This window comes from Mesorhizobium sp. M8A.F.Ca.ET.161.01.1.1, assembly GCF_004792105.1.
In the GTDB taxonomy this organism is placed as follows: Bacteria; Pseudomonadota; Alphaproteobacteria; order Rhizobiales; family Rhizobiaceae; genus Mesorhizobium.
Genome location: NZ_SRTD01000033.1, coordinates 17,673 through 32,905 on the forward strand (window position 1 = coordinate 17,673; position 15,233 = coordinate 32,905).

Annotated in this window: 18 protein-coding genes; 9 read left to right on the plus strand and 9 right to left on the minus strand. The window is 64.3% G+C overall.

Annotated features, from left to right (window positions below; translation table 11 throughout):
- Nucleotides 1–12: 12 nt before the first annotated feature.
- The 6 genes from sucD to mdh are packed head-to-tail and all read right to left on the minus strand — an operon-like array spanning nucleotide 13 to nucleotide 4,252.
- Nucleotides 13–915 (minus strand): succinate--CoA ligase subunit alpha, encoded by a 903-nt coding sequence (gene sucD / locus EN804_RS34120; protein WP_127276279.1) that lies wholly within the window; start codon nucleotides 913–915, stop codon nucleotides 13–15.
- A gap of 12 nt (nucleotides 916–927) precedes the next feature.
- Nucleotides 928–1,425, minus strand: coding sequence for a DUF1579 family protein (locus EN804_RS34125; RefSeq protein ID WP_135922250.1), 498 nt, complete (start codon nucleotides 1,423–1,425; stop codon nucleotides 928–930).
- Between the two features lie 3 nt (nucleotides 1,426–1,428).
- Nucleotides 1,429–1,800 carry a cupin domain-containing protein gene (locus EN804_RS34130; RefSeq protein ID WP_135922251.1) on the minus strand — a complete coding sequence of 124 codons (372 nt, stop codon included), beginning with the start codon at nucleotides 1,798–1,800 and terminating at the stop codon, nucleotides 1,429–1,431.
- 1 nt (nucleotide 1,801) lies between these two features.
- Nucleotides 1,802–2,035 carry a hypothetical protein gene (locus tag EN804_RS34135; RefSeq protein WP_135922252.1) on the minus strand — a complete coding sequence of 78 codons (234 nt, stop codon included), beginning with the start codon at nucleotides 2,033–2,035 and terminating at the stop codon, nucleotides 1,802–1,804.
- A gap of 7 nt (nucleotides 2,036–2,042) precedes the next feature.
- The gene (gene sucC / locus EN804_RS34140; RefSeq protein ID WP_135922253.1) at nucleotides 2,043–3,236 is read right to left on the minus strand and encodes an ADP-forming succinate--CoA ligase subunit beta; all 1,194 of its coding nucleotides are present in this window, start codon (nucleotides 3,234–3,236) and stop codon (nucleotides 2,043–2,045) included.
- 47 nt (nucleotides 3,237–3,283) lie between these two features.
- Entirely contained in the window at nucleotides 3,284–4,252 is a 969-nt protein-coding gene (gene mdh / locus EN804_RS34145) for a malate dehydrogenase (RefSeq protein ID WP_135922254.1), read from the minus strand.
- A 212-nt stretch (nucleotides 4,253–4,464) separates the two neighbouring features.
- Between mdh and EN804_RS34150 the strand changes: the two genes are divergently transcribed.
- Nucleotides 4,465–4,890 carry a GNAT family N-acetyltransferase gene (locus tag EN804_RS34150; protein WP_135922255.1) on the plus strand — a complete coding sequence of 142 codons (426 nt, stop codon included), beginning with the start codon at nucleotides 4,465–4,467 and terminating at the stop codon, nucleotides 4,888–4,890.
- A gap of 67 nt (nucleotides 4,891–4,957) precedes the next feature.
- Here the strand turns inward: EN804_RS34150 and zapE are convergent, their stop codons facing one another.
- From zapE to EN804_RS34165, 3 genes are all read right to left on the minus strand, one after another.
- On the minus strand, nucleotides 4,958–6,178 hold the full coding sequence (gene zapE, locus EN804_RS34155) for a cell division protein ZapE (protein ID WP_135922256.1): 1,221 nt from the start codon (nucleotides 6,176–6,178) through the stop codon (nucleotides 4,958–4,960).
- 129 nt (nucleotides 6,179–6,307) lie between these two features.
- Complete coding sequence (locus EN804_RS34160) at nucleotides 6,308–6,847, minus strand: protease inhibitor Inh/omp19 family protein (RefSeq protein ID WP_127872818.1); 540 nt, start codon at nucleotides 6,845–6,847, stop codon at nucleotides 6,308–6,310.
- Between the two features lie 138 nt (nucleotides 6,848–6,985).
- A complete protein-coding gene (locus tag EN804_RS34165; protein ID WP_135922257.1) occupies nucleotides 6,986–7,426 on the minus strand; it encodes a hypothetical protein in 441 nt (146 codons plus the stop codon).
- A 214-nt stretch (nucleotides 7,427–7,640) separates the two neighbouring features.
- On the opposite strand from EN804_RS34165, the gene EN804_RS34170 reads away from it, so the two are divergent.
- From EN804_RS34170 to EN804_RS34205, 8 genes are all read left to right on the plus strand, one after another.
- Complete coding sequence (locus tag EN804_RS34170; RefSeq protein WP_135922258.1) at nucleotides 7,641–8,660, plus strand: MBL fold metallo-hydrolase; 1,020 nt, start codon at nucleotides 7,641–7,643, stop codon at nucleotides 8,658–8,660.
- A 90-nt stretch (nucleotides 8,661–8,750) separates the two neighbouring features.
- Entirely contained in the window at nucleotides 8,751–8,912 is a 162-nt protein-coding gene (locus tag EN804_RS34175) for a DUF1328 family protein (RefSeq protein WP_127281226.1), read from the plus strand.
- Between the two features lie 91 nt (nucleotides 8,913–9,003).
- Complete coding sequence (gene dapF, locus EN804_RS34180) at nucleotides 9,004–9,888, plus strand: diaminopimelate epimerase (RefSeq protein WP_135922259.1); 885 nt, start codon at nucleotides 9,004–9,006, stop codon at nucleotides 9,886–9,888.
- Nucleotides 9,888–11,213 carry a tRNA (N(6)-L-threonylcarbamoyladenosine(37)-C(2))-methylthiotransferase MtaB gene (gene mtaB, locus EN804_RS34185; RefSeq protein WP_135922260.1) on the plus strand — a complete coding sequence of 442 codons (1,326 nt, stop codon included), beginning with the start codon at nucleotides 9,888–9,890 and terminating at the stop codon, nucleotides 11,211–11,213. Before dapF ends, mtaB begins: the two co-directional genes overlap by 1 nt.
- Nucleotides 11,214–11,225: 12 nt before the next feature.
- Entirely contained in the window at nucleotides 11,226–13,139 is a 1,914-nt protein-coding gene (ftsY, locus tag EN804_RS34190; protein WP_135922261.1) for a signal recognition particle-docking protein FtsY, read from the plus strand.
- A 57-nt stretch (nucleotides 13,140–13,196) separates the two neighbouring features.
- Entirely contained in the window at nucleotides 13,197–13,871 is a 675-nt protein-coding gene (locus EN804_RS34195; RefSeq protein ID WP_127872812.1) for a septation protein A, read from the plus strand.
- A 23-nt stretch (nucleotides 13,872–13,894) separates the two neighbouring features.
- Nucleotides 13,895–14,515 carry a pyridoxamine 5'-phosphate oxidase family protein gene (locus EN804_RS34200; RefSeq protein ID WP_135922262.1) on the plus strand — a complete coding sequence of 207 codons (621 nt, stop codon included), beginning with the start codon at nucleotides 13,895–13,897 and terminating at the stop codon, nucleotides 14,513–14,515.
- 35 nt (nucleotides 14,516–14,550) lie between these two features.
- On the plus strand, nucleotides 14,551–15,081 hold the full coding sequence (locus tag EN804_RS34205; RefSeq protein WP_135922263.1) for an NADPH-dependent FMN reductase: 531 nt from the start codon (nucleotides 14,551–14,553) through the stop codon (nucleotides 15,079–15,081).
- The last annotated feature ends 152 nt before the right edge of the window (nucleotides 15,082–15,233 follow it).

The window sequence follows — 15,233 nt, forward strand, 5'->3', positions numbered from 1 at the left end:
CTGCCTACTCACTTAACCCTTGATCGCCTCGACCAAGGTCGTGCCCAGCCGCGCCGGCGAGGGCGAAACCTTGATGCCTGCCGATTCCATCGCCGCGATCTTGTCTTCGGCGCCGCCCTTGCCGCCGGAGATGACCGCGCCCGCATGACCCATGGTGCGGCCGGCCGGTGCGGTGCGCCCGGCGATGAAGCCCGCCATCGGTTTCCGGCGGCCGCGCTTGGCCTCGTCCTTGAGGAACTGCGCGGCGTCTTCCTCGGCCGAGCCGCCGATCTCGCCGATCATGATGATCGACTTGGTCTCGTCGTCGGCAAGGAACATCTCGAGCATGTCGATGAACTCGGTGCCCTTGACGGGATCGCCGCCGATGCCGACGGCGGTGGTCTGGCCGAGGCCGACATTGGTGGTCTGGAACACAGCCTCATAGGTAAGCGTTCCCGAGCGCGAAACAACGCCGACCGAGCCCTTGCGGAAGATGTTGCCGGGCATGATGCCGATCTTGCATTCGTCGGGGGTGAGCACGCCCGGGCAGTTCGGCCCGATCAGCCGCGACTTGGAGCGGTCGAGCCGCGCCTTGACCTTGACCATGTCCATCACCGGAATGCCTTCGGTGATGCAGACGATGAGCGGGATTTCAGCCTCGATCGCCTCGATGATGGCTTCGCCCGCGCCAGCCGGCGGCACGTAGATGACGGAGGCGTTGGCGCCCGTCCTTTCCTTGCCTTCGGCGACAGTGGCGAAGATCGGCAGGCTCTCGCCCTTCGAGCCGTTCCAGGTCTCGCCGCCCTTCTTGGGATGGATGCCGCCGACCATCTTTGTCCCGTGATAGGCCAGCGCCTGTTCGGTATGGAACGTGCCGGTCTTGCCGGTCAGGCCCTGCACCAGCACCTTGGTGTTCTTGTCGACGAGAATGGACATCGGAGCCCTTTTCTAAAAACCGTTGATCGAGGAAGGCGAGACGCGCCGGTAGACGCCGCTCACCATGTCTTGCCAGCCATCGCTGCCGGCGGGTTTGAATTGCAGTCGCATGCGGTAGGTGTCGTCATCGTCGAAAATATACGTCACGCGCGCAGAGCCGCGCGGCGACGACCGTTCTAGGTCGAGTTCACTGCCGTTCCATATGCCGGTGGCAGGCGACACCGGCACGAAGCCCATCGAATCGAACTGGTGCATGGTGACGACGCCGTTTTGCTGGTCGAAACCAAACACGGTGTGCGAACCAAACGAAATCGTGCCGTCGCGGCGCTGGCGATAACGCTGCACCACGAAATGGCCGCCGAACTGTGCCTCCGCCAGCACTTCGCTGGTCGCCGCGCCGCCATCGGCCCATTGCGTGTCCGCCACCTCTTCCTCGCCGCGCCACGCACCGACCAGCGCCTGCAGGCGCTGGTGATCGGCCGAGAGCGAAGAGAAGGAAGCCGCGTTCATGGGTCAGAGCCGCTTCAGGTCGGTGACGGTGAGATCGCTCTTGGCATTGCCGGTGTTGAGCGTCGTCGTCGGCTCGAACATCAGCACCACCGGCTCTGATGTCAGCGAGCGCGGCCGGTGCTCGACACCGCGCGGCACGACGATGAAATCGCCCTCGCCGAGTTCGACCGGACCGTCGCGAAAATCGATGGCGATCCTGCCCCGCAGCACCAGGAAAGCTTCGTCCTCATTGTCATGCGCATGCCAGTCGAAAGTCTCGCCGAACTTGGCGACCTTCGCCTGGCTGTCATTGACGTCGCCGGCGATATGCGGATCGAAGACTTTTTTAATCGTCCGATCCGCCGCCTCGACGAGGTTTATCTTGCGCGGAGGCATTCTATGATTTCCGCCCTTGAAGTTCCGACTTCAGGTCACGCAGCACCGCTACAATCTCTCGATTTGTCTCGACGAGTTCACGAATAGCAGCAGCATTGTCATGGCCGGCGCGTTCTCGAGCCCGCACATATTGCTTCAGTGTCACGAGGCCCCAGACCCAGATCACCACGAAAACCGCCATCGGCAACCAGGCGATGATGTATCCAAGCAAGCTTTCGGTGGCGTCTTGTTCCACAGCCGTGTCAGCCCTTCACCGCCGCCACGATCTTCTTGGCCGCGTCGTCGAGATCGTCGGCCGACACGACATTGAGGCCGCTGTCGTTGATGATCTTCTTGCCGAGCTCGGCATTGGTGCCTTCCAGGCGCACCACCAGCGGCACTTTCAGGCCGACTTCCTTGACCGCGGCGATCACGCCCTCGGCGATGATGTCGCACTTCATGATGCCGCCGAAGATGTTGATCAGGATGCCCTTCACCGCCGGGTCCTTGGTGATGATCTTGAACGCCGCCGTCACCTTCTCCTTGGACGCGCCGCCGCCGACATCGAGGAAGTTGGCGGGTTCGGCGCCATAGAGCTTGATGATGTCCATGGTCGCCATGGCAAGGCCGGCGCCATTGACCATACAGCCGATATTGCCGTCGAGCGCGACATAGGCGAGGTCGTATTTCGACGCCTCGATCTCCTTCTCGTCCTCTTCGCTGGTATCGCGCAGTTCCATCAGGTCGGGGTGACGGAACAGTGCGTTGTTGTCGAACGACACTTTCGCGTCGAGCACGCGCAACCGGCCGTTCTTCATGACGATCAGCGGGTTGACCTCGAGCAGGCTCATATCCTTCTCGACAAAGGCCTTGTAGAGGACCGGGAACAGCGTGCCGCCATCCTTGGCCGCGTCGCCGTCGAGCTTCAGCGCGCCATTGAGCGCCCTGACGTCATCAGCCGTCACACCCATTTCCGGATCGATGGCGACGGTGATGATCTTTTCCGGCGTGTCGTGGGCCACACCCTCGATGTCCATGCCTCCCTCGGTCGAGACGACGAAGGCGATGCGGCCGACCGAGCGGTCGACCAGGATGGAGAGATAGAGTTCGCGCTCGATGTCGGCGCCATCCTCGATATAGAGGCGGTTGACCTGCTTACCGGCCGGACCGGTCTGCTTGGTGACCAGCGTGTGGCCGAGCATCTCGTTGGCGTTGGCCACCACCTCGGCAACCGACTTGGCCAGCCGCACACCGCCCTTGGCGTCGGGGCCGAGCTCCTTGAATTTGCCCTTGCCACGGCCGCCGGCATGGATCTGGCTCTTCACCACATAGAGCGGGCCGGGCAGCGCTTGCGCGGCGGCTTCCGCCTCGCTTGCCTTGAACACCGGCACGCCTTCGGCCACCGGCGCGCCAAAGCTCTTCAGCAGCGCCTTGCCTTGATATTCATGGATGTTCATTGGGAACTATCTCCAGGTCGTTTGCCGGGGTGGCGGTTGGGCGGGGTTTACTTCGAGGCGAGCTGCGGCGCGATCTTGACGCAGGCTTCGGTCAGGCCCTGCACCGTCGCTACCGACGTGTCGAACATCTTCTGCTCGGCCTTGTTGAGGTCGATCTCGATGACACGCTCGACGCCGCCGGCACCGATGACCACGGGAACGCCGACATAGGTGCCCTTGACGCCATACTGGCCGGAGAGGTGCGCCGCGCACGGCAGCACGCGCTTCTTGTCCTTGAGGTAGGATTCGGCCATCTGGATGGCCGAGGCCGCCGGTGCGTAATAGGCCGAGCCGGTCTTCAACAGGCCGACGATCTCGGCGCCGCCGTCGCGGGTGCGCTGCACGATCTGGTCGAGCTTTTCCTTCGAGGTCCAGCCCATCTTGATCAGGTCGGGAAGCGGAATGCCCGACACCGTCGAATAGCGGATCATCGGCACCATGGAATCGCCGTGGCCGCCGAGCACGAAGGTGGTGACGTCCTCGACCGAGACCTTGAATTCCTCGGCCAGGAAATAACGGAAGCGCGCGCTGTCCAGCACGCCGGCCATGCCGACGACATGGGTCTTGGGCAGGCCGGAAAACTTCTGCAGCGCCCACACCATGGCGTCCAGAGGATTGGTGATGCAGATCACGAAGGCCTTCGGCGCGTACTTCTTCAGCCCGGCGCCGACCTGTTCCATGACCTTCAGGTTAATGCCCAGCAGGTCGTCGCGGCTCATGCCCGGCTTGCGCGGCACGCCGGCGGTGACGATGCAGACGTCAGCACCCTCGATGCCGGCATAGTCGTTGACGCCGGTCAGCCGGGAATCGAAACCATCGACCGGCGATGACTGCGCGATATCGAGCCCCTTGCCCTGCGGAATACCCTCGGCAATATCGAACAGGACCACGTCGCCGAGATCCTTGAGGCCGATCATATGCGCGAGCGTGCCGCCGATCATGCCAGAGCCGATAAGCGCTATCTTGTTGCGTGCCATGTGAGGATGATTTCCCTTTGTCTGTGGCGACGCCAACACGGCGTCGAAGAGGCCGGAATGCTGCGGGGAACCGCTGATATCGCCGCACCCAATAGCTCCGGTGAGAGATAAATTCAAACGATTATTTCAACCCCTGCATTTTCAATCGGTTAGAGCGTTTGGGATTTACGTAAACGTCAAAATTTGTGAGCCGACTTGGGAGAATTTACACAATGACGGTCGAGATCAGAAGGCTCTATCCCGGCGATGACGCCCTTGTGATGCGGGTGGCCGACGACGTGTTCGACGAGCCGGTGCGGCCGGAGCGCCTGGCCAGTTATCTCGCGCAATCGGGCCATTTCATGATCGTCGCCCTGGTCAAGGGCTTGGTCGTCGGCCAATGCGCGGCGGTCATCCACCGCCATCCGGACAAGCCGACCGAACTTTATATCGACGAGGTCGGCGTCTCGCCGGCCTTCCGGCGCCAGGGCATTGCGCGCAAAATGCTCGACGCCATGTTCGCGCTCGGCAGGGAGCATGGTTGCGAGGAGGCCTGGGTCGGCACCGAACCTGACAATCTGCCGGCCCGAGCGCTTTACGAGGCGCGCAAGCCGCATGCCGAGGCGGAGAGCTTTGTGATGTATGTGTATCGGCTTTAGCGGGACGATCGAAGCCCCGCTACCGCCGTCATCCCTAGGGTCCGCGCTCCGCTTGCGTCGCTTCGCCCTAGGATGACGAAGGCATGGTGGCCTGCGCCCGTGACGCCTCGGCCGCGGCAGCCTTCACCTTCCGCCGCTCGGCCCAATCGTCCAGCCAGTCGCGGCTCTGCATCTCGATCAGGCGCGAGGCCGTGCGCTCGAATTCGAACACCTCGACGCCGCGCTTGGCCACATAAAGCTCGTGCGGCGGCGCCTCGGCGCTCACCACCAGGCGCACATGATGGTCGTAGAGCGTATCGATCAACAGGATGAAGCGCTTGGCCTCGTTGCGCTTGCCTTCGCCCAGCACCGGGACATGGTCGATGAAGACGGTCGAAAACCGGCCGGCGATCGCCAGGTAATCGCGCGCGCCGAGCGGCTTTTCGCAGAGGTCGGAGAAGGAGAAGCGCGCCGCATCGCCGGCGGCGGCCGGCACGGCCACCTTGCGGCCCTTCAGCGTCAGCGACGTCTCGGCCGTCGGCGCCCCGTGCGTCATCGCCTGCCAGGCCTCGTCGAGCGCCTCGTCGGCCGCAGCATCCGCCGGCATGACGTAGACAGGCGTGCGGGAAAGCTTTTCCAGCCGGTAGTCCTTGTCGCTGTCCAGCGACAGCACCTCAGCATGGCGTTTCAGTATGGCGATGAACGGCAGGAAGAGCTGGCGATTCAACCCGTCACGGTAGAGGTCTTCAGGCGCCACGTTCGAAGTGGCGACAAGCACGACCCCACCGGCGAACAGCGCCGAGAACAGCCTGGACAGGATCATGGCGTCGGCGATGTCGGTGACCGAAAATTCATCGAAGCACAGCACCCAGGCCTGCTCGGCGAGCGCCTTGGCCACCGGCGGGATCGGATCGTCTTCCCTGACCGTGCCTTCCTTGCGCGCCTGCCGGTGCTTCTGGATGCGGTCCTGCACGTCGGCCATGAAGTCGTTGAAATGGACGCGGCGCTTGCGCCTGACCGGCAAGAGTTCGAAGAACATGTCCATCAGCATGGTCTTTCCGCGCCCGACGCCGCCATGGATGTAGAGGCCCTTGACCGCCTCCTGCGTCTCGCGCTTGCGGGCAAACAGCCAGCCCAGCGCGCTGGACTTTTGCGCCAGCCGCTTGGCCGAGATCTCGTCGGTCAGCCGGTCGAGCGCGGCGGCGATCTCCTCCTGCGCGGGGTCGCGTCCGATCGCGCCTGATACCACCAGATGGTCGTAGCGCTGCCGGACGGTCGCATGGGTCTGGAGGCCGTCACGCAGATGCATCGGTCACGTCGTTGTTCGGAGCGGTATGCTCAAGAGAGAAGGTATGTTGAGATTCAGGCCAGGCCGAGCCGAAAGGGCTGGAAGCCGCGATTCGCAGGCCGGCATCACCTGAATACCGGCATACCCAGCCTATCTTGTAAGCGAAATCGGTTGCCCGTTGGAAGTCTGGCCGTCGAATTTCGAGCCGCCCGACGAATAGAGACGTGCCAGCGAACCGCCATTCTCGTCATAAAGCGTCAGCTGCTTGCCGGCGACGTTCCACGATTTGATGCCGTCGATCGGCGCCGGGCAGTGCAGCGGACCGGCGCGGAAGCCGGCGCCGAACTTGGTCTGTGGCGTCGCCACCTTGCAGCTCTGGCCGGAAACGCTGACGTTCCAGACACCGGCGACGCTTGCCGCGTTGAGATCCGCGGCACCCGCAGGCGCCGCGCCATCCGGCGGCAGCGAGGCAACCTGCGTGTTTGCCGGCGCGGTCGGGAATTGAGACGGGTCGGTGGTGCCGGGGGACGCCGGCGGCGGCAGCTGATTCGAGCTCACCTGGCCGGCAGGCGCCGGCTGCAGCGGGGCGGGCTGCTGGTCGTCCATCGACGAGAAGCGTGAGGTTGAGCAGCCGCTCGCAACGAGCGCCGCCAGGGATACGGCCACCAGGCCGCCTTTCGCAAAATTCATTACAACCTCCGTCGGATTCGGCTGGGGGTGCCGTCCGCGCAATCTCACCTCCACCAAGATGGAGAAGGTGGCGAAATTTCAACCCGATATGGTTAAAATAGGGTTTGCGGCAAGATTGTTGCAAATTTATCGCAATCATCACGCCAGGGCGGCACTTGGGACGAACACATATCCGTCCGGCCCGACGATATAGCACTCGCGCAGACCATGCGGCTTGTCGACGGCGCCGGCCAGCACGATGTGGCCATGATCCAGCGCCGCCGCCTGGATCGCGTCGGGATCGGCGCCATAGAGGCGCAATTCGATGCCAGCACCGCGTGTCTCGGCGCCCGTGATGGAGCCCGTCATCGGGTTGTCGAGATAGGAATGGTCGGCATGCAGCATGAATACCGACCCCAGAAGCTCGATCGCCGCGAAATCTTCGTCGGCATAGATGACCCGGGCGCCAAGCACGTCGCGGCAGAAGGCTTCCATCGCCGGCATGTCGGTCACCAGCAAATTGACGCCGACGCCGCGCGGCAGCGAGCGGCCAAAATCCTCGGCCTTCATCCAGGGCGTCTTCGTCCGCTTCATCGCCATGGCGTCCTCCTCCTGATCCGCGATCCTAGCCGAGGCCGCTTCGTCCCCCTTGGCCTTCGGCCGGCAAACGCTTGCGCCAGCCGCGGCAAGGCTTATGTCTAGAATAGTCCCAGGAAAAGTGTGCAGCGGTTTTCCCGGGAAAACGCGTAGCGCTTCCCCCCAAGGGGATTGCGTGAAAACAAAGAGTTCACCGAAACCCGCTGGAGCGCAGACCTTGGCCGCGAGACACAAAGCCGCCAACCGCTACTACAGCGGCCCGCCCAGCGATCATTTCGACGGCACCCTGTTCTTCAACCCCGACGGCCGGATGCCTGGCCCCTTCACGGACCTGCTGAAATGGCAGTTCAGCGGCCAGCGTTCGAAATGGCCGCCTGCGAGTCCGAGCCCCTTCGCACAGGCAAAGCCGGCCGCGATGGTCGAAGGTACCGAACTGACCGTGACCATGGTCGGCCATTCCACCTTGCTGATCCAGACCGCCGGGCTCAACATCCTCACCGATCCGGTGTGGTCGGCGCGCACCTCGCCGGTCTCCTTTGCCGGACCCCGGCGCGTCAATCCGCCGGGCATCGCTTTTGACGATCTTCCGGCGATCGACGTCGTGCTGGTCAGCCACAACCACTATGACCATCTCGACCTTGCCACGCTGAGGCAGCTGAAGGAGACGCACGATCCGCTGGTAGTGACGCCGCTCGGCAACGATGCCATCATCGCCGCCGCGGTGCCCGGCATGCGGCTTTCCGCGCATGACTGGGGCGACAGGGTCGACGTCTCCGACGGCACCGCCATCCACATCGAGCCCGCGCATCATTGGTCGGCGCGGGGTGCCCGCGACCGGCGCATGGCGCTGTGGGCCGGCTTCGTCATCGAAACAGCGGGCGGGAAGACCTACTTCGCCGGCGATACCGGCTTCCACGACGGCATCAACTACCGGCTGATGGCGGAAAAACATGGCGGCTTCCGCTTCGCCATCCTGCCGATCGGCGCCTACGAGCCACGCTGGTTCATGGCCCCGCAGCACCAGAATCCCGAGGAAGCGGTGCAAGGCATGAAGCTGTGCAACGCAAGCTTTGCCGCCGGCTGCCACTGGGGTACCTTCCAGCTCACCGACGAGCCGATCGACGAACCGGCCCGAAAACTGGCCGAGGCGCTCGGGGCTGAGGGTGTACCGCAAGAGCATTTTCGCGCCTTGCGGGCCGGCGAAGTCTGGGACGTGCCGGAAACGACGGCGGCCTGAACCGACCAGGCTTCGAAACGAGCGGGAACCCAAGCACGACAGCCGCGTTTTTCCTGCGGTTTCAAATCTGTCGGCTTACGAGGCATTCCCATGCTCAAATGGATCATCATTCTTCTCATCGTCGCCGCCGCGGCGAGCCTGCTCGGCATGCCGGCGCTGGCCGGCGCCGCCGCCACCGGCGCGCGCATTCTCATCGGCGTCGTGCTCGTGATCTTCCTGTTGATCTTGCTGGGGGTCTTCGCGGTGACGTAAGTCCGGCGCCGTCGCGTGAAAGCGGCTGCGCACTGGTAATTCCTGCCCGTTTCCGCCATATAGCGCCGAACGGACATGGAATTTCGGAGCAATGGCAGGCACGGCCCCTTTCGCCAAGATGAACGGCATCGGCAACGAGATCATCGTTGTCGACATGCGTGGCCGTGCGGATCGGGTGACGGCCGCGGCCGCCATCGCGCTCAATGGCGACGTCGCGACGCGGTTCGACCAGATCATGGCGATCCACGACGCCAGGACGCCAGGCACCGCCTATTTCGTCGACATCCTGAATTCCGATGGCTCCGGAGCGCAGGCCTGCGGCAACGGCATGCGCTGCGTCGTCCAGGCCCTGGCCGCCGAGACCGGCGAGAAGACCTTCACCTTCGAGACCGTGGCCGGCATCCTCAATGCCCGCGAACACGCCGACGGCTCGATCTCTGTCGACATGGGCACGCCGCGCTTCGGCTGGCGCGACATTCCGCTGGCCGAGGAGTTCCGCGACACCCGCATGATCGAGTTGCAGGTCGGCCCGATCGACGCGCCTGTGCTGCATTCGCCTTCCGCCGTTTCGATGGGCAACCCGCACGCCATCTTCTGGGTCGATGACGACGTCTGGACTTATGAACTCGACCGTTTCGGCCCGCTTCTGGAAAACCATCCGATCTTTCCCGAACGCGCCAACATAACCATCGCGCAGGTGACCTCGCCCGACAGCATGATCATCCGCACCTGGGAGCGCGGCGCCGGCCTGACCAAGGCCTGCGGCACCGCGTCCTGCGCGGCTGTCGTCGCAGCGGCCCGCACCCGGCGCACGGGCCGCAGCGTCAACCTGCTGACGCCTGGCGGCGGCACGCTGCATGTCGAATGGCGCGATGACGACCACGTCATCCTGACCGGGGCGGCCGAATGGGAATTTTCCGGCAGCTTCGATCCGTCGACCGGACAATGGGCCCGCGACACCGAAAGCGCGGCCTGATGTCCGCTCTTGCCAAAGGCGTCGACGTGGCGAAGCAGCCCGGCCGCATCGACGTGGTGACCTTCGGCTGCCGTCTCAATACCTATGAGTCCGAGGTGATGCGGCGCGAGGCCGAAAGCGCGGGCCTCGGCGCGCTTGACGGCGGCGCCGTCATCTTCAACACCTGTGCCGTCACCGGCGAAGCGGTGCGCCAGGCCAGGCAGGCGATCCGCAAGGCGCGCCGCGACAACCCGGCCGCGCGCATCATCGTCACCGGCTGCGCCGCGCAGACCGAGCCCGAAAAATTCGCCGCCATGGACGAGGTCGATCTCGTGCTTGGCAATGAGGAAAAGCTCAAGGCGAATTCCTATCGCGCGCTGCCCGATTTCGGCGTCAACGACACCGAGAAGGCGCGCGTCAACGACATCTTCTCGGTGCGCGAAACCGCCGGCCACATGGTCGACGCCATCGAGGGCCGGGCACGTGCCTTCGTGCAGGTGCAGAACGGCTGCGACCACCGCTGCACCTTCTGCATCATCCCCTATGGCCGCGGCAATTCGCGCTCGGTGCCGATGGGCGCCGTGGTCGAGCAAGTCAAGCGCTTGGCCGGCAACGGCTATGCCGAGATCGTGCTGACCGGCGTCGACATGACGTCTTTCGGCGCCGACCTGCCTGGTGTGCCGAAGCTCGGCAAGCTTGTGAAGACCATCCTCAGGCAGGTGCCCGACGTAAAGCGGCTCAGGCTGTCCTCGATCGACTCGATCGAGGCCGACGAGGACTTGCTCGACGCCATCGCCACCGAGCCGCGGCTGATGCCGCATCTGCATCTGTCGCTGCAGTCTGGCGACGACATGATCCTGAAGCGCATGAAGCGAAGGCATCTGCGCGACCAGTCGATCCGCTTTTGCGAGGATGTGCGCAAGCTGCGTCCCGGCATTGTTTTCGGCGCCGACATCATCGCCGGCTTCCCGACCGAGACCGACGCCATGTTCGAGAATTCCGAAAAAATCGTCGAGGAATGCGGCCTGACCCATCTCCACGTCTTCCCGTTTTCACCGCGCGAAGGCACTCCCGCCGCGCGCATGCCGCAGGTTCGCCGCGAGCTGGTCAAGCAGCGCGCCGCCCGGCTGCGCGCAGCCGGCGAAGCGGCCTACCAGCGGCATCTGTCTTCGCTCGCCGATAGCCGCCAGTCGATCCTGATCGAGCGCGACGGCCTTGGCCGCACCGAAGGGTTCACGCTTGCCGCACTCGCCACCGGCGCGCCGGGAGAGATCGTCGAAGCTGAAATAACCGGCCACGATGGCGCGCGGCTGACAGCCGCTCCCCTTGCCGCCCGCGCCGCCTGAGAACGCAAAAGCATGGCTGGTTTTTTCAAGAAGATATTTTCGTTCGGCAAGAAGGAGGTCGTCGAGGAGCGCATCGACGAGACCGCCCCGCTGCCGCCGATCAAATGGGACCAGCTCGACGCGCTGAAGCCGGCGACCGAGCAGGCCCTGCCGGAGTTCTTGAAGCGCGAGGAGGCTGGGGCGGAAGCCGCGCCGGCGGCCGCGCCTGGACCGGAGCCCGAGGAGCCCAAGCCCGAACCTGTCCCCACCATTCCGCCCACGCCGGAGCCTACCGTTCCGTCAGAACCGGAACGGCAGCCGGAGCCTGCGCCGGAAGAGAAACCGGCAGCCCCGCCCCAGACGCCTGAACCACTGGCGCCCGAAGAGGTGCCGCAGCCACCCGTCGTTCCGCAGCCCACGCCCGAACCGCGGCCGCGGGAGATTCCGCCCGCGCCATCGGAGCCCGAGATCGTTCCATCGCGTCCGGAGAGGCAACCGGAACCCGCGCCCGTCGAAGTGCCGACGCCTCCGGTCGAAGTGCCGGTCGACATGCCCACACCGGTCGAAGTGCCGCCGGCGTCGCCGGTTGAGGCCCCTCAGTCGACGGCCGCCTCCGAGCAGCCGACTTCTGAGGCCGGCGCAGCCCCTCATCCGCCTGCCGGCACCTTCTCCCCGTATAGGGACGGGGAGAAGGGGGCTGACATCGGGGCCGGCGCCCCTCCTGGCGACATCAAACAAAAAAGCTCGACGCTGACGCCCCCCTCTCCCCGTCCTTCACGCGGAGAGGGTAAGGATGAGGGGCAGCGCCAGCCTGCGGAAATTATCCCATCCCCGATAGAGACCGCTCCACCAGCGGAAATCGCCCCGCCCATTCGCCAGCCGGCACCCGTCGAAGCCCAGCCGGTCATTGCCGAGGTCGCGCCTGAACCGCAACCCATTCCACAGCCTGCCCCCGCTCCCGGCAAGGTGACGGTTGCCAAGAAGGTCGAACAGAAAGCCGAGCAGCAGAAGGCGCCGGAGCCGGCGCCGAGGCGGTCCTGGTTCCAGCGCATGCGGGACGGGCTTGCCCGGTCTTCGCGCGAGCTGACCGGCAACATTGCCGGCGTCTTCACCAAGCGCAAGCTGGACGAGGAGACGCTGCAGGACCTGGAGGACGTGCTGATCCGCGCCGATCTTGGCGTGGAAACGGCGCTGCGCGTCACCGATTCACTGGCCTCAAGCCGCTACGGCAAGGATGTTTCCGATACCGAAGTGCGCGCCGTAATGGCGGCCGAGGTGGAGAAGGTGCTCGCCCCGGTCGCAAAATCGCTCGAGCTCGATCTCTCGCACAAGCCGCATGTCATCCTGGTGGTCGGCGTCAACGGCACCGGCAAGACCACGACCATCGGCAAGCTCGCCGCCAAGCTGACCGATGGCGGCCTGTCGGTGATGCTGGCCGCCGGCGACACGTTCCGCGCCGCCGCCATCGAACAGTTGAAGATCTGGGGCGAACGCACGAAATCGCCGGTCATTGCCTCCAAGCTCGGCGCTGATGCCGCCGGCCTCGCCTACGACGCCTTCGAGAAGGCGAAGGAGGCGGGTTCCGACGTGCTGATCATCGACACTGCCGGCCGGCTGCAGAACAAGACCGAGCTGATGGCCGAGCTGGAAAAGATCGTCCGCGTGCTTGGCAAGCTCGACCCGGAAGCGCCCCACACCGTGCTGCAGACGGTCGACGCCACCACCGGCCAGAACGCGCTCAACCAGGTCGAGATCTTCCGCAATGTCGCCGGCGTCAACGGCCTGGTGATGACCAAGCTGGACGGGACCGCGCGCGGCGGTATTCTGGTGGCGATCGCGGCAAAGCACAAATTGCCGGTCTATTTCATCGGCGTCGGCGAGCAAGTCGACGACCTCGAACCGTTTTCCGCAAGCGAATTCGCCAGGGCGATCGCTGGAGTGGCTTGAACAGGCACGATGCCGGAAGTGAGGCTTCCGGATTGGATCGTGCGTAAGAAGGAAACCATGAACCCACCCATTCTCGAACGCGATCCGTCCGACCCGCAGAAAGAGAAGAAGGAAGGCATCAACCCCCTGCTCAAGCTGGCGCTGGAGCTGGGGCCGCTGCTCGTCTTTTTCTTCGCCAATGCGCGCGGCGAGTGGCTGACGCAGAAATTTCCCGTGCTGGCCGAATTCGGCGGTCCGATCTTCGTCGCCACCGGCCTGTTCATGGCCGCGACCGCGATCGCGTTGATCGCCTCATGGCTGCTGACCCGCACCTTGCCGATCATGCCGATGGTGTCTGGCGTCGTCGTTTTCATCTTCGGCGCGCTGACGCTCTATCTGCAGGACGACATCTTCATCAAGATGAAGCCGACCATCGTCAACACGCTGTTCGGCGGGGTGCTGCTCGGCGGCCTGTATTTCGGCCGCTCGCTGCTCGGCTATGTCTTCGAGTCCGCCTTCAAACTCGATGCCGAAGGCTGGCGCAAGCTCACCTTCCGCTGGGGCCTGTTCTTCCTGTTCCTGGCCATCGTCAACGAAGTGGTCTGGCGCAATTTTTCCACCGACGCCTGGGTTACCTTCAAGGTCTGGGGCATCATGCCGATAACGCTTCTGTTCACCTTCAGCCAGATGCCGCTCATCCTGCGCCATTCGCTCGACGACAAAGCCGGCGGGGAAGAGAAAGCCGGCAAATAAGGCAGGGAATAAAGGGGAGAGCCATGGAATTCGTCACCACCCAGGAAGAGCTGCGGACGATCTACAAGACGCCGCGCCCGACCGATGGTTCGATCCGCAAGGAATTGAAGGCGCTCGACGGCCATTGCCGCTCCTTCATCGGCAAGAGCCCGTTCGTGCTGATCGGCTCGTCCGATGGCGAAGGCAATGCCGACGTTACCCCGAAAGGCGACAAGCCCGGCTTCACCGCCATTCTCGACGAAAAGACCATCGCCATCCCCGACCGACCCGGCAACAACCGGCTGGATACGCTGGAGAACATCCTGCGCAATCCCTCGGTCGGGCTGCTCTTCCTCATCCCGGGCATGAACGAGACGCTGCGCCTCAATGGCGAAGCCCGCATCACCGTGGATGCCACTTTGCGCGAGCGCTTCGCGGTCGACGGCAAGGAGCCGCAAAGCGTCATCGTGGTCGCCGTCAAGGCCGCCTACATGCATTGCGCCAAGGCCTTCATGCGCTCCGATCTGTGGAAGCCCGAGAGCTGGTACGACCGTGCCACGCTGCCGACGCTCGGCCAGATCCTGCGCGATCAACTGGCATTGGCCGATTCGGCCGAGGCGACCGACCGCTGGCTGGACGACGAGTACAAGCAGACGATGTGGTAGGGTTTTCGGCCACGATTCGCCCGGACCTATCCATCTTGCTCCATCTTCTTGCCATCTCAGGCAGCCTGCGGGCGGCCTCCACCAATTCGGCCCTGGTCGCAGCACTGGCGCTGAACGCGCCCGAGGGCTGTCGTATCACCGTCTATGACGGACTTCGCGGCCTGCCGATCTTCAACCCCGACGACGAGGGCGAGCGAACACCGGGCGAAGCCTCCGACCTGATCGACGCCGTCACCCGCGCCGACGGCGTCATCGTCTCCTGCCCCGAATATGCGCATGGCGTGCCGGGCGGACTGAAGAACGCGCTCGACTGGCTGGTCTCGCGCGACGCCGCCGTCGACAAGCCGGCCATGCTGGCCCACGCCTCGCCGCGCTCGATCTATGCCCGAGCCGCTTTGGCCGAGATCATGCGGACCATGTCGTTCGCGCTGCATGATGGTGGGTTGGAGATCGCCCTGCTCGGGAAGAAGCCAGCGGAGATGGAGGCCATTTTGGCTGAGCCGGAAAAGGTGCTGGCAATGCGCAATGCGCTGTCCGGTTTCGCAGATTTCATACGCTCGCCTTGATCCTTTAGCGGCCAACCATGCGACTTCGTCATGTATGGACGGCCCCTCTTGGGCAAGAGGCAAAATAGCGGCGCCGGCGCAAGTCTGGAGCGGTCATGTATTCGGCCTTTAATGCGATCGATTTCGATGACCGCTGGCCCTCAGGGGTTACG

What these genes read in the sequence shown, in the direction of transcription:
- EN804_RS34165 (WP_135922257.1), bottom strand. Translation starts at nt 7,426, where the DNA reads ATGGCGATGAAGCGGACGAAGACGCCCTGGATGAAGGCCGAGGATTTT.
- dapF (WP_135922259.1), top strand. Translation starts at nt 9,004, where the DNA reads ATGGCAGGCACGGCCCCTTTCGCCAAGATGAACGGCATCGGCAACGAG.
- EN804_RS34150 (WP_135922255.1), top strand. Translation starts at nt 4,465, where the DNA reads ATGACGGTCGAGATCAGAAGGCTCTATCCCGGCGATGACGCCCTTGTG.
- mtaB (WP_135922260.1), top strand. Translation starts at nt 9,888, where the DNA reads ATGTCCGCTCTTGCCAAAGGCGTCGACGTGGCGAAGCAGCCCGGCCGC.
- EN804_RS34195 (WP_127872812.1), top strand. Translation starts at nt 13,197, where the DNA reads ATGAACCCACCCATTCTCGAACGCGATCCGTCCGACCCGCAGAAAGAG.
- EN804_RS34125 (WP_135922250.1), bottom strand. Translation starts at nt 1,425, where the DNA reads ATGAACGCGGCTTCCTTCTCTTCGCTCTCGGCCGATCACCAGCGCCTG.
- sucC (WP_135922253.1), bottom strand. Translation starts at nt 3,236, where the DNA reads ATGAACATCCATGAATATCAAGGCAAGGCGCTGCTGAAGAGCTTTGGC.
- EN804_RS34160 (WP_127872818.1), bottom strand. Translation starts at nt 6,847, where the DNA reads ATGAATTTTGCGAAAGGCGGCCTGGTGGCCGTATCCCTGGCGGCGCTC.
- ftsY (WP_135922261.1), top strand. Translation starts at nt 11,226, where the DNA reads ATGGCTGGTTTTTTCAAGAAGATATTTTCGTTCGGCAAGAAGGAGGTC.
- EN804_RS34130 (WP_135922251.1), bottom strand. Translation starts at nt 1,800, where the DNA reads ATGCCTCCGCGCAAGATAAACCTCGTCGAGGCGGCGGATCGGACGATT.
- mdh (WP_135922254.1), bottom strand. Translation starts at nt 4,252, where the DNA reads ATGGCACGCAACAAGATAGCGCTTATCGGCTCTGGCATGATCGGCGGC.
- zapE (WP_135922256.1), bottom strand. Translation starts at nt 6,178, where the DNA reads ATGCATCTGCGTGACGGCCTCCAGACCCATGCGACCGTCCGGCAGCGC.
- EN804_RS34200 (WP_135922262.1), top strand. Translation starts at nt 13,895, where the DNA reads ATGGAATTCGTCACCACCCAGGAAGAGCTGCGGACGATCTACAAGACG.
- EN804_RS34175 (WP_127281226.1), top strand. Translation starts at nt 8,751, where the DNA reads ATGCTCAAATGGATCATCATTCTTCTCATCGTCGCCGCCGCGGCGAGC.
- sucD (WP_127276279.1), bottom strand. Translation starts at nt 915, where the DNA reads ATGTCCATTCTCGTCGACAAGAACACCAAGGTGCTGGTGCAGGGCCTG.